Source organism: Candidatus Binatia bacterium (assembly GCA_023150935.1).
In the GTDB taxonomy this organism is placed as follows: domain Bacteria; phylum Desulfobacterota; class Binatia; order HRBIN30; family HRBIN30; genus JAKLJW01.
Window position 1 is genome coordinate 64,956 of the sequence record JAKLJW010000003.1, and the last position, 12,413, is coordinate 77,368.

The window sequence follows — 12,413 nt, forward strand, 5'->3', positions numbered from 1 at the left end:
GGTCCTGGGGGATTACGGGTCGAAGAGGGAGCCCTGGCTCTGGTTAGGCTTCGCTGGCGGGTCCTGGCGGTCGGTGGGGGGCGCCGGGCGTGGAACCAGTGTCACGGGTTTGAAGCGGGCGAGGGTCTTGCGGCCCTTCTGGGCGCGGTGAGCCAGCTCGGGCGTCTGGAAGCGCCGCTCGCTGCCGTCCTCGGCTACGGCGATCGGCAGATCTGCGCGCAGGTGGCAGACCGCGCCGACCAGGCGGTCGTCCGCATCGAGGCGCATCAGAATGACCCCCCGTCCGGCGCCGGACAGTTCCGGTAGCTCCTCGGCAGCGAAACAGAGCAGCTTGCCGCCGCTGGTCACGGCGGTGATCGTGTCGCCCTCGCCCGCAGCCACGACGACGACCTCGTCGCCTTCACGGGTACGCGCGATGCGGCGGCCGTTGCGGGTGGTCTCGGTCAGGTCGGGACGGCAGAAGAACCCCATCCCTCCGGCGGTCGTCACCAGCCAGCGCGGGCCGTCCTCCGCGGTCTCGCCGCTTGCCGCCGGAACCAGGCCGGCGGCGACGACCCGTTCCCCATCCTTGAAATTGAGCTGCGACTGTACCGGTTCGCCGTACCCGGTGGTGGCCGGCACGTCGGCCACCTTGAGGACGTACACCACGCCGAAGTTGGAGAACAACGCGACGTTATCGCGGGTGTTGCCGCGCAGGATCCACTTCGCGGCGTCGCCCTCGCGCACGCGGGTGCTGGACGGATCCTTGACTTCGCCGAGGCGCTTCATCCACCCGTCGCGCGTGATCACCACCGTCGCGTCCTCGTGCACCACGTACGCCTCGGCGTCGTAGACCAGCTCCGCTCCGGCGCTGAGCACGGTGCGGCGGGGGTCGGCATACTTCTTCGCCACCTCGAGCAGTTCCGCTTCGACGATCCCCCAGCGTGCCTTCGCACTGGCCAGGAGTCGCTCGATCTCTTTCGCGCGCGCTTGCTTGGCGCGTTGCTCCTCGCGGATCTTGTCGATTTCCAGACGGGCAAGCTGATAGAGGCGCGTCTCGAGCACCGCGTCCGCCTGCACCTCGTCGAGACCGAACTCCTTCATTAACTTCGCCGCCGCGTCCTGCCGCGACGCGGCCTGGCGGATCAGTTTGATGGCTCGGTCGAGGTTGTCGAACAGCTTGAGGAAACCGGCAAGGATGTGGAGCCGCGCCTGCAACTCGCGCAACTCGTGTTGCAGGCGCCGCGTCACCACGGCGAGGCGAAAATCGAGGAAGTGTCGGCAGAGGTCCTTGAGCGTGAGTCGCGCCGGCTGGCCCACTCCGGCGGGATCGGTCGGCACCAGAGCCGTCAGATTGACGTTGAAGTTGATCTGCAGGCTGGTGTGCTTGAAGAGATACGCCATGACGGCTTCGGCGGAGGCGTCGGGCTTGATCTCGACCACGATGCGCACGCGATCGGTCGATTCGTCGCGCACGTCGGTCGCCTGCGGCAGGCGCCGGCTCACGATGTGCTCGGCGATTTCCTCGACGATGCGCGACTTGTTTACCGTGTACGGGATCGAGGTGACGATCAGTCTGCGGCGCCGCTTCTCGACCGCGGCTTCGTACTGCCCGCGCAGTCGGATAGCGCCGTGGCCGGTTTCGTAAATGCCGCGAATTTCGCCGCGCGAATTGAGGATCTCGCCGCCGGTCGGGAAGTCCGGCCCCTTGACGAACTTGCACAGGTCCTTCGTCGTCAGGTCCGGGTCCTTGATGAGGGCCACCAGCGCGGCCACCACCTCGCCGAGATTGTGCGGCGGGATGTTGGTTGCCATCCCCACCGCGATCCCGGTGCTGCCGTTGATCAGCAATTGCGGAATCGCCGCCGGCAGCACGATCGGCTCGCGCAACGTCGCGTCGTAGTTGTCGCGGAACTCGACCGTCTCGTGGCGGATGTCGCGCAGCAGTTCCTCGGCGACCGGTGTCAGCCGGGCCTCGGTGTAACGCATGGCGGCCGGGCTGTCGCCGTCGAGCGAGCCGAAGTTACCCTCGCCGTGCACCAGCGGGTAGCGCAACGCGAACGGCTGCGCGAGACGCACCATGGCATCGTAGGCAGCCTGATCGCCGTGCGGATGGTATTTCCCCAGCACCTCGCCGACGACGGCGGCCGACTTGCGCGGGCGCGTCCCGGCGGTCAGGCGCAGGTTCTGGAACATGGCGTAAAGAATCCGGCGTTGTACGGGTTTGAGACCGTCACGCACGTCGGGCAGAGCCCGCGAGGTGATGACACTCAGGGCATAGACAAGGTACCGCTCTTCGGCGGTTGCACTGAGATCGACCGACGCGATGTGCTGCGGCGTTTTCTGCTGCACGGTTGACACCCGAATTCAGTTGTTCAGCGTGGCCTGAGGCAGGCAACCTCCGCCTCCCCACCACCCATCATCGGGGCGACTATAGTCGACCGCACCCGGCCGGTCGAGCACCCTCGCGATGCGAAACGTGCACCACCGGGGCACGCCCCGTTACGCACGGATCGCCGCCTATCGCCCGGAACTCACGCGCGGCGGGCACGAGGGGCAGCCTCAATCCGGCAGAATGGCCCGGGGCCCGCCGTCGCGTGCAGTGACTGGTTCGGCACTCCACCCGCGGGCGCCGCCAGGCCGGCCTCCCCCCCGTACTCGTACTCGTTCACGTACTCGTACACCGCCACTTCCTCGTAGGCGTGCACCCCCCCGTGGCTCACTTTCATCGCTGCGTGCCCCCGGTCCGTGTACGAGTACGTGTACCGCTTCGCTGAGTACGTGTACGGAGGGGAACCCCAACGCCCGGAACTCACGTGCGGCGGGCACGAGGGGCAGCCTCAATCCGGCAGAATCGCCCGGGGCCCGCCGTCGCGTGCAGTGACTGGTTCGGCACTCCACCCGCGGGCGCCGCCAGGCCGGCCTCCCACCCGTACTCGTACTCGTTCACGTACTCGTACACGGCCACTTCCTCGTAGGCGTGCACCCGCCCGTGGCTCACTTTCATCGCTGCGTGCCCCCGGTCCGTGTACGAGTACGTGTACCGCTTCGCTGAGTACGTGTACGGAACGGAAGCCGAACGCCACGATTATCGTGGGGCGCCGTCGCCGCTTGCGCGGCGACAGCATTAAATGGAGCCGAAGGGAGTCGAACCCTCGACCTCTAGAGTGCGATTCTAGCGCTCTCCCAACTGAGCTACGGCCCCAGACCTCCGCCTTGGTCGCGGTGAGTCAGGGACTTACACAACTCGCCCGGGTCTGGCAAGACCGACCGGGGCGCGTCGCCGCCGCGCCAATCGGGTCAGCAAAGGTACCGGGGCGCCTCGGCCAACCCCGGTAGCGGCCCACGCATACAGTACGTCGCCCGGCGCGAGGTCGGCGGGGTGCCCACCAGGATCACCACGCACTCCGACCGATCCCATCCGAGTCGATCGCACGCCGCCGCCGCCGACCGGGCCACCGCATCGCTGCATTCCCCGGTCCTTGAATTCCCTACGAAATACCAGTTTTCGCGCACCGCCCCCACCTCGTGCAGTGTATTTGTCCATGCCAGCTGCACCCGGCGTGCCACACTCCGGCCCCTCACGCAGATTGACGGCCGGGTGGAAGCGACCGGCGGAATCTGTTCAAAATCGTGGCGCTCGATCCCGTGGTGCCGAAAAGTTGTGGCGGGAACTCCAGCCCATCGTGGACGACGGGCGGCTTGACCCGCCCCGGGGGACCATGCGACTCACTTCCGACCGCCCCTGTGGAGAAAGGTAGCGCTCAATGTCCCAGCCTGACATCGAATCCCTGCTGAACGAAAACCGGGTGTTTCCGCCGCCTGCCGACTTCAGCCGACAGGCGCACGTGGGCTCCGTGGCGGATTACGAGCGGCTTGTACGCGCGGCCGCCGAGGACCCCGAACGGTTCTGGAGCGATCTGGCCTCCGAACTCGATTGGTTCACACCCTGGCGCACCGTGCTCGATTGGAAGCCGCCCTTTGCGCGGTGGTTCGTCGGCGCGACAACCAACATCGCGCACAACTGCATTGATCGCCACCTCGGTTCGTGGCGGCGCAACAAAGCCGCCATCGTCTGGGAAGGCGAGCCGGGCGACGCTCGCACCCTGACCTTTCACGACCTGCACCGCGAAGTCTGTCGCTTCGCCAACGTCCTCAAGCGCTTCGGCGTCACCAAAGGGGACCGCGTGGGTCTTTACCTGCCCATGATCCCCGAGCTGCCGATCGCCATGCTCGCCTGCGCCCGTATCGGGGCCACCCACAGTGTCATCTTCGGCGGCTTCAGCGCCGACGCCCTGCGCGATCGCCTCAACGACGCGCAGGCAAAGCTCGTCGTCACCGCCGACGGCGGCTACCGGCGTGGGGCCGTGGTGCCGCTGAAAGCGAATGCCGACGCCGCGCTTCGCGACACGCCGTCGGTCGAGAACGTGGTCGTCGTGCGCCGCACCGGCGAGACCGTTCCCATGAAAGGCGGCCGCGACCGCTGGTGGCACGAACTCATGGAGGAGGCCGACGCGACCTGCCCCGCCGAAGCCCTCGACTCCGAGCACCCGCTCTTCATCCTGTACACCAGCGGCACCACCGGAAAGCCCAAAGGTGTGGTGCACACCACGGGCGGCTTCATGGTGCACACGTACGCGACCTCGAAGTGGATCTTCGATCTCAAGGAAGAAGATACCTTCTGGTGCACGGCCGACATCGGTTGGGTCACCGGTCATAGCTACGTCGCCTACGGTATCCTCGCCAACGGAGCGACCACCCTGATGTACGAAGGGGCGCCGAACTTCCCCGAGCCGGACCGCAACTGGCAGATCATCGACAAGTACGGCGTGACCGTCTTTTACACGGCTCCCACGGCGATCCGGAGCTTCATCAAGTGGGGAAGACACTGGCCGCAGAAACACTCCCTGCAGAGCTTACGGCTGCTCGGCAGCGTCGGCGAGCCGATCAACCCCGAGGCGTGGATCTGGTACCACGAAGAAATCGGCAAGGGCCGTTGTCCGATCGTCGATACGTGGTGGCAGACGGAAACCGGCGGCATCATGATCACGCCGCTCCCCGGGGTCACCCCGACCAAGCCCGGCTCCGCCACCCGCCCGTTTCCGGGCATCGATGTCGATGTCGTCACCCGCGAGGGCAAACCGGTCGAGGCCAACCAGGGCGGCCTTCTCGTCATCAAACGCCCGTGGCCCGGCATGCTGCGCACCATCTACGGCGACCCCGACCGCTACGTGCAGCAGTACTGGAGTCAGATCCCCGGCATGTACTTCACCGGCGACGGGGCGCGGCGCGACGCCGACGGCTACTTCTGGATCATGGGTCGTGTCGACGACGTCGTTAACGTCGCCGGCCACCGCCTCGGTACGATGGAAGTCGAAAGCGCCCTGGTCAGCCACCAGGCCGTGGCCGAAGCCGCCGTCGTCGGTCGGCCCGACCCGCTGAAAGGCCAGGCGATTGTCGCCTTCGTCTCCCTCGAACACGGCCACAAGGCGACCGACGAACTGCGCCTGCAACTGCGCGAGCACGTCGCCCGCGAAATCGGCGCCTTTGCCCGCCCCGAGGACATTCGCTTTGCCGACGCCTTGCCGAAGACGCGCAGCGGCAAGATCATGCGCCGCCTGCTGCGCGATATCGCCGGCGGCAAAGAAACCATCGGCGACACAACCACCCTGGAAGACCTCTCGGTGCTCGCGAAACTGCGCGAGGAGGAGGAGTGACCGAATAGCTGTGGTAAGGTGAGGCGGATAACCTGAATTGTTCATGACCGCTTTCGTGCCGCGCCACGCGCCGGAAAGAGACGGCGCTCCTGAGACACAACCGTCCGTACCAAGTGGGCGCCCCTCGATACACCGGCCCCAAGGGAGGGGCCGGTACTCGGGGCGAACGGGTCCCACGAAGACAACAGAACGTGAGTATTCTTCACCGTTCGCCCCGAGTAGGCCCCGTCTCTTCAGGGGCCGTATCGAGGGGCCGCGTCGGATTCGCGAAAGGCCCGCACGAACCGCCTGGCAATCCAACCGCCTGATGTCGTAATCACCCGACGTCCCGACCGCCAATCGCCCCCAAACATGTCCCTATATCTCCACAACACTCTCACCGGCCGCCTCGAGGAGTTCGTGCCGCTCGTTCCCGGCAAGGTCGGCATGTACGTCTGCGGAGTCACCGTCTACGACCGCTCTCACATCGGCCACGCCCGCGCCCTCGTCACCTTCGACGTCCTGTTCCGCTACCTGCGTTTCACCGGCTACGACGTCACCTTCGTCCGCAATTTCACCGACGTCGACGATAAGATCATCGCCCGCGCGCAGAGCAGCGGCCGGGCGGCCATCGATGTCGCCGAAGCCAACATCCGCGCGTTTGCCGAAGACGTCGAAGCGCTGGGTTGCCTGCCGCCGAACCTCGAACCCCGGGCCACGCAACACATCGACGGCATGGTCGCGCTCATCGGCGATCTAATCGCCCGTGGACTGGCCTACCCGGTCGACGGCGACGTCTACTACGCCGTCGACCGGTTCCCCGGTTACGGCAAGCTCGCCAAACGCAAGCTCGAGGACATGGTCGCCGGCTCGCGCATCGAGGTCGATGCGCGCAAGCGTCATCCCGCCGACTTCGCTCTGTGGAAGAGCAGCAAGCCGGGCGAGCCGGCGTGGGACAGTCCCTGGGGCCCGGGCCGGCCCGGCTGGCACATCGAGTGCTCGGTCATGAGCACGAAATACCTCGGGCAGCCGTTCGACATTCACGGCGGCGGCACCGACCTCATCTTCCCGCACCACGAGAACGAGATCGCGCAGTCCGAGGGTGCCGCCGGTTGCGCCTTCGCCCGTTACTGGGTGCACAACGGCATGGTGACCATCAACCAGGAGAAGATGTCGAAATCGCTCGGCAACTTCATGACCGTGCAGGAGGCGGCCGGGCGCGCCGGCGGCGAGGCGGTGCGGCTCTTCGTGCTCGGCACCCACTATCGCAGCCCGCTCGATTTCGCCCCGGAACGGCTCGACGAGTCGGCCAGGGCACTGACGCGGCTCTACGAGACGCTCGCCCGCTGCGATGCCGCGACGCCCACGGCGGCAGCGGCGCAACCCGAGGCGGCGACGCTCGACGCCTTTCGCACCGCCATGGACGACGACCTCAACACGGCACGGGCGCTCGGCGTCGTCTTCGAGACGGTGCGGGACATCAATCGACTGCTCGACGAAGGACAACTCGAAGCGGCAGCGACCCGCCGGCGCGCCGTCGGCGCGATCGCCAACGTGCTCGGGGTCGGCAGCACCGAACCCGCCGCCTTCCTCGAGCGCGCCAAGCGGAACTACCTCGACGCCGCGTCCATCGACTCAGCAGAAATCGACGCGCTGGTCGCCGCCCGCGTCGCCGCGCGCAAGGCGCGCAACTTCGCCGAGGCCGACCGCATCCGCGACGACCTCAAGCGCCGCCGCATCGTCCTCGAAGACACCCCCGCCGGAACGATCTGGAAGGTCGAGCGCTGAGGCCGCCGGCAGGTCACACGATAACGCTGCGGATGACCTCGCCGGCCTCCATGGCACGGAAGGCGTCGTTCACGTCTTCGAGCTTGATCGTCTTCGACACCATGGCCGAGATATCGAGTCGGTGCGTTTCGATCAATTCGACGAAGCGGGGGAAGTCGCTCCGCACCTGCGCCGAACCATACTTGCAGCCCTTCACCGTCTTCTCGTTCCAGAAGATGTCGAATGCGGGCAGCGTGAATTGCGCATCAACGCGGGCCATGCCGACGATGATCACTTCCCCGCCGCGGCGGGCCAGCATGTACGTGGTAACGATGGTTTCCGGAAGCCCGATCACCTCGAACGCGTAATCGGCCCCGCGCCCGCCGGTAAGTGCCCTGACCTGCTCCGCCGGGTCGCCCGCCGAGGGATCGATGACGTCCGTGGCCCCGAGCTTCCTGGCAGTCTCCCGCTTCAGCGGCTGCGGATCGATCGCAATGATGCGGCCGGCGCCGGCGATGCGCGCCCCCTGAATCACCGCCTGCCCGACACCGCCGCAACCCACTACCGCGACGCTCGCACCCGGGCGTACCCGCGCCGTGTTCAATGCCGCACCCACACCGGTGGTCACGCCGCAGCCGATGAGCGCCAGTTGCGCGTCGGGCAGATCGGTCTCGACCTTTACCACCGACGCCTCATTTACCGTCATCACGTCGGAGAAAGTGCCCAAACCGGTCATGGTGAAGAACGGGCTTCCGTCCCCGCGCAAGCCGCGCAACTGCATGCCGATCTCGCTCTCACTTTCGCAGAGCTGCGACTCCTCGCGCAGGCAGTGCCAGCACGCACCACAGGCGGGCACGAACGAGGCAACGACACGGTCGCCCTTCTTCACTCGCGACACTTCGGCGCCAACCTCGACGACACGGCCCGCACCCTCGTGGCCGAGCACCATGCCCGGCGGCGTCGGTACGTACCCGCGCATCAACGACAGGTCCGAGTGACACACGCCGCTCGCTCCGATCTCGACGACGACATCGCGCGGTCCCGGTGGATTCGGCTTCAACTCCTCGATGACCAGGGCCTGGGGATCGCCAACGTAGACTGCACCTCTCATGTGTTCCCTCCGGGATTGTAGTATGCGGCGCGGTCCCCCGTCCCGGGCAGACAGGAAGTCGGGGGGAGGTCGAGCTGGCGGCTCGCGTCCACCGACCTCTTTCCCTCGTCTCTCTCCCGGCAGGGCGAAGAACCGGTGCTGTAGCTGCGCATCGAGGGGAGAAGCTACACGTTTGTCTCGCGCAAGAACAGGGGCCGCCGCTGCCGCGGCAGCGCCCTCAGCCGCCGCCCCGCCCCCGTCCGCGGAGGAGGTTAATGAAACCGACGACGATGACAACGGCCGCCGCACCGGCGAACCAGGGGACCAACCACATCCCGCTGTCGCCCGGCTCGGCCGTTACGTAGATCCACGCCCCTGCGAACGCCAGCGCCAGTACCAGCAGCGCGGACATGAGCATCGTCCCCTGCGACGAGGAATCGGACTTGGCCATGTCCGCCAATGGGCCAGGAACGCCGCGCTGTCAACCCCGAAGCGCCAGGCGCGAGCCGCCAGGCGGCGACTCGCGCCCTGGACGCATCGTCATGCGCCCGGAGAGATTCGAACTCCCGACCTACTGGTTCGAAGCCAGCCGCTCTAGTCCACCTGAGCTACGGGCGCATACCGCCGCCGGTCAAAGCCGAATCGCCCTTCCGATGCAACCCGCGCCGGCACCGCGCTACAACCCCGGCGCGGGCGATCAGGCGTCGACTAGTCCCTCGTAAAGGGCCGTGCTCAAGTACCGCTCGCCCGAATCGGGCAGAATCACCACGAAGGTCTTCCCCTTGAACTCCGGCAGCCGGGCCAGCCGCACCGCCGCAGCCACCGCCGCCCCGCACGAAATCCCCGCCAGAATGCCCTCCTCGGAGGCCAGGCGGCGCCCCATCTCCATCGACTCGTCGTCGCCCACCATCTCCACCCGGTCGACCACGTTCAGGTCGAGCGTGCCCGGAATGAAACCCGCGCCGATACCCTGAATCTTGTGCCGGCCGGCCTGCAACGGCTGGTTGGCGAGCTTCTGCGTGATCACCGGACTGGTGACCGGTTCCACTCCGACCGCAACGATCGGTTTGCCCTTCACGGCCTTGATGTACCTGGACACCCCGGTGATCGTGCCGCCGGTGCCGATGCCCGACACCAGCACGTCGATCGCCCCCTTCGTATCCTCCCAGATCTCCGGACCCGTCGTCTTGAAGTGGATGTCCGGGTTCGCCGGGTTCTGAAACTGCTGCAGCAACACGTAACGGCCCGGATCCGAGGCGGCGATCTCCTCCGCCCTGGCCACCGCCCCCTTCATGCCGAGCGCCCCCTCGGTCAACACCAGCTTCGCACCGAAGGCCAGCAATACCTTGCGCCGTTCGATAGACATCGTCTCCGGCATCGTCAGCGTTACCGGGTAGCCACGCGCCGCCGCCACGAAGGCCAGAGCAATACCGGTGTTGCCGCTGGTCGGCTCGATGATTTCCTTGCCCGGGCCGAGCACACCGCGTTGCTCGGCGTCCCATACCATCGCCGCCCCGATGCGGCACTTGACCGAGTACGCCGGGTTACGGCCCTCGACCTTGGCCAGCATGGTAACCGGGGCGCCGCCCGTGATCCGATTCAGCCTGACCAACGGCGTACGGCCGATGCTGAGTGAGTTGTCGTCGTAGATCACCGTGCGATCTCCTTGAGTCCAGAGGTAACGCGCCAGACCACACCGAAACCGACGCCGGCTGCCCTCGCCGCCGACGTCCGACAGAGGTTACGAGCGATCGCCGCACCATAGGCGCGAAGCGCGCGGCGTTGCAAGCGAGCCTCGCCCGCACGCCGGCCTCTTCCCATCCCCGGCTTCGCCGCCGGCACCATGAACCTCCCCGCCGCGCACCAAACCGCCGGCACACCGGCGCCGCCACCTGACCGGCAGCGACCGCCAAGCTCGCCCGACCGCGTCAGGTCCAGCGGGACCGCCACCACTTCGCGATCCGGCGATCCAGCCGGTACAACGCCCGCGGCAGCAGGCGCTGTCCGAGCGACCCCGCTGCCCGGGGCCGGCTCCGTTCCGCACGCACCCGCTCCGCCAGAGCCCGGACGTCGTACCCGATGCGCGTCTCGAGCGGTACATCCAGTTCGGCGAGAATGAACTCCAGGTCCGCCTCCGCTATGGCCGTGTAGGTCTTGGGCCGATACCGCCGGCGCTTACCCTTGTCCTCGCTCACCGCATGGAACGTCGGCAACCGCGGCAGCCCGAACCGGCTGCACAGCGACTCCACGAACTCCGCCGGGCGGGCATTGAGGTCCTCGTAACGCACGTAGGCGGTGTTTGCCGCCACCTCGCGCAGGGCTTCCCAGTTGCGGATCTTGGCGCTCCGCAACCGTACTACGTTGGCAAACCGCTCGCCGGTCTCCGGCGACCGTTCGAACATCAGTTCCGTGCCGTAGCGCGGATCGCCGCGCTCGACCGGCCAGTGCTCGTCGTATACGCACCACCACGGCGCACGGACGAACGCCGCGAAGTCGAGGTTCCACAACGCGGGCGCGGCGTGCCACGGGCTGCGGTTGAGGCTGCGTAGCCAATCGAAGGGGTTGCGATAGACGACGACGAACAGGCAATCGGCCGCCGTCTCGACCCCGGGTTTGTGGAAGAAATGCTTCCATCCGAAGTCCCAGGTCAGAGGCACGTCGGGCACGTTCCGGCGCAGCAGATGCTCGAGGTAGTTCGTTCCCGAGCAGCGCTCGCCGAAGATCTGAATGCGTGCGATTGCCGCGGTCATGTGCCGGACCTCACGCGCGACGCGACAGGGCTCGGACGATCTCCAGGTAGCGATCGATCATCCGTTCTCGCGACAGTTCCGCGGCGCGGGCCGCACCGCCCGCGGCCAGACGTTGCCCCACACCTGTCTCGCGGTACAGACGGACGAGCTGGGCGGCAAGAGCGCGGACGTCGCCGACGGGGACGAGCAGGCCCGACCGTTCGTGGGTGACGATCTCCGCGAGTCCGCCGGCGGCGCACGCCACCAGGGGCACCTGCATAGCCAGCGCTTCGAGCGCGGCGACCGGAAAGGCCTCGGTGCGTGACGGCATGATCGCCGCGTCGGCGGCGCGCAGGACCGTCAGTGGATCGTCGACGAAGCCGAGGAAGGCGACGCAATCGGCCAGACCCGCCGCCGCGACGGCACCCTCGACGGCACCGCGCAGCGGTCCGTCACCGGCCAGCAGCAAACGCAGCGGTACGCCCGCGGCTCGCACCGCGGCCACGATCGACGGCAGCAGATCGACGCCCTTCTCCGGCACCAGGCGGCCGGTGAACGCGGCCGCGAAATCCCCGGCGGCAAGGTCGAACCGGGCCCGCGCGGCGGCACGATCGATCGCCGGTGGGCGCACGGCAATGCCGTTGTAGACGACGTACCGGCGTTCCGGCGGCACGCCGACCGCGGTGAGTCCGGAGTCGACGGCCCGCGACACGGAAACGACCCCCGAGAGCAGCCCGCCGTAGATGATCCGGTTCCGCAGGTTCGGACGCGTATCCTCCATCGCCTTGACGCGGATCGCGGGCACACCGCGCAGGCGGGCGGCAAGGCCGCCGAGCACACAGTCGCGCCCCCAGTTGCACAGCAGTGCGGCCGACCGGCGCCGGCGCAGCAGGGCGTGAACCGCCCGCAGCGAGCCGATATCGAAATCGCTCCTGCATCGCAGTTCACAGGTCTCGACGTTTCCCGCCGCGCGCGCCGCCAGCGCGCTACCCGGTCGGCAAACGAGCGTCACGGCATGACCGGCAGCAAGGAATCCCTCGCCCAGCTCGAGGAACATCCGCTCGCCCCCACCCCAGCCGGAGGCCGAGTTCATCAGGCAAATGTGCATTCACGCCGCCGCGACCGATTCCCCCCGACTCCCCCACGCCGCAA

11 protein-coding genes and 2 tRNA genes are annotated in these 12,413 nt (G+C 67.4%); 2 read left to right on the forward strand and 11 right to left on the reverse strand.

The window, feature by feature from the left end; genetic code table 11:
* Positions 1-12: 12 nt before the first annotated feature.
* The 5 genes from L6Q96_03505 to L6Q96_03525 all read right to left on the reverse strand — a co-directional run bounded on the left by L6Q96_03505 (position 13) and on the right by L6Q96_03525 (position 3,549).
* Positions 13-2,331 (reverse strand): DNA topoisomerase IV subunit A, encoded by a 2,319-nt coding sequence (locus L6Q96_03505; protein MCK6553641.1) that lies wholly within the window; start codon positions 2,329-2,331, stop codon positions 13-15.
* A gap of 182 nt (positions 2,332-2,513) precedes the next feature.
* Positions 2,514-2,708, reverse strand: a complete 195-nt coding sequence (locus L6Q96_03510; GenBank protein MCK6553642.1) for a hypothetical protein — start codon at positions 2,706-2,708, stop codon at positions 2,514-2,516.
* Between the two features lie 83 nt (positions 2,709-2,791).
* Positions 2,792-2,986, reverse strand: coding sequence for a hypothetical protein (locus tag L6Q96_03515; protein ID MCK6553643.1), 195 nt, complete (start codon positions 2,984-2,986; stop codon positions 2,792-2,794).
* Between the two features lie 125 nt (positions 2,987-3,111).
* Positions 3,112-3,184 (reverse strand) — tRNA-Ala (locus L6Q96_03520).
* Positions 3,185-3,279: 95 nt separating this feature from the next.
* Entirely contained in the window at positions 3,280-3,549 is a 270-nt protein-coding gene (locus L6Q96_03525; protein MCK6553644.1) for a hypothetical protein, read from the reverse strand.
* Positions 3,550-3,746: 197 nt separating this feature from the next.
* Here L6Q96_03525 and acs point away from each other — a divergent pair, with 197 nt between their 5' ends.
* Both acs and cysS read left to right on the forward strand, forming a co-directional pair.
* Positions 3,747-5,696, forward strand: a complete 1,950-nt coding sequence (gene acs / locus L6Q96_03530) for an acetate--CoA ligase (protein MCK6553645.1) — start codon at positions 3,747-3,749, stop codon at positions 5,694-5,696.
* A gap of 351 nt (positions 5,697-6,047) precedes the next feature.
* Positions 6,048-7,463, forward strand: a complete 1,416-nt coding sequence (gene cysS / locus L6Q96_03535) for a cysteine--tRNA ligase (protein ID MCK6553646.1) — start codon at positions 6,048-6,050, stop codon at positions 7,461-7,463.
* Between the two features lie 13 nt (positions 7,464-7,476).
* On the opposite strand, the gene L6Q96_03540 is transcribed toward cysS, so the two are convergent.
* The 6 genes from L6Q96_03540 to L6Q96_03565 form a co-directional block, all read right to left on the reverse strand.
* A complete protein-coding gene (locus L6Q96_03540; GenBank protein ID MCK6553647.1) occupies positions 7,477-8,553 on the reverse strand; it encodes a Zn-dependent alcohol dehydrogenase in 1,077 nt (358 codons plus the stop codon).
* A 217-nt stretch (positions 8,554-8,770) separates the two neighbouring features.
* A complete protein-coding gene (locus L6Q96_03545; protein ID MCK6553648.1) occupies positions 8,771-8,944 on the reverse strand; it encodes a hypothetical protein in 174 nt (57 codons plus the stop codon).
* A gap of 131 nt (positions 8,945-9,075) precedes the next feature.
* A tRNA-Arg gene (locus tag L6Q96_03550) sits at positions 9,076-9,150 on the reverse strand.
* A 79-nt stretch (positions 9,151-9,229) separates the two neighbouring features.
* On the reverse strand, positions 9,230-10,186 hold the full coding sequence (gene cysK / locus L6Q96_03555; GenBank protein MCK6553649.1) for a cysteine synthase A: 957 nt from the start codon (positions 10,184-10,186) through the stop codon (positions 9,230-9,232).
* A gap of 274 nt (positions 10,187-10,460) precedes the next feature.
* A complete protein-coding gene (locus tag L6Q96_03560) occupies positions 10,461-11,282 on the reverse strand; it encodes a hypothetical protein (protein MCK6553650.1) in 822 nt (273 codons plus the stop codon).
* A 10-nt stretch (positions 11,283-11,292) separates the two neighbouring features.
* Entirely contained in the window at positions 11,293-12,369 is a 1,077-nt protein-coding gene (locus L6Q96_03565) for a glycosyltransferase (GenBank protein ID MCK6553651.1), read from the reverse strand.
* Between the last annotated feature and the right edge of the window lie 44 nt (positions 12,370-12,413).

Bases quoted from the DNA above. Each gene is read 5' to 3' on its own strand.
- L6Q96_03510 (MCK6553642.1), bottom strand. From the start codon at position 2,708: ATGAAAGTGAGCCACGGGGGGGTGCACGCCTACGAGGAAGTGGCGGTG.
- L6Q96_03515 (MCK6553643.1), bottom strand. From the start codon at position 2,986: ATGAAAGTGAGCCACGGGCGGGTGCACGCCTACGAGGAAGTGGCCGTG.
- acs (MCK6553645.1), top strand. From the start codon at position 3,747: ATGTCCCAGCCTGACATCGAATCCCTGCTGAACGAAAACCGGGTGTTT.
- cysS (MCK6553646.1), top strand. From the start codon at position 6,048: ATGTCCCTATATCTCCACAACACTCTCACCGGCCGCCTCGAGGAGTTC.
- L6Q96_03540 (MCK6553647.1), bottom strand. From the start codon at position 8,553: ATGAGAGGTGCAGTCTACGTTGGCGATCCCCAGGCCCTGGTCATCGAG.
- L6Q96_03545 (MCK6553648.1), bottom strand. From the start codon at position 8,944: ATGTCCGCGCTGCTGGTACTGGCGCTGGCGTTCGCAGGGGCGTGGATC.
- L6Q96_03560 (MCK6553650.1), bottom strand. From the start codon at position 11,282: ATGACCGCGGCAATCGCACGCATTCAGATCTTCGGCGAGCGCTGCTCG.
- L6Q96_03565 (MCK6553651.1), bottom strand. From the start codon at position 12,369: ATGCACATTTGCCTGATGAACTCGGCCTCCGGCTGGGGTGGGGGCGAG.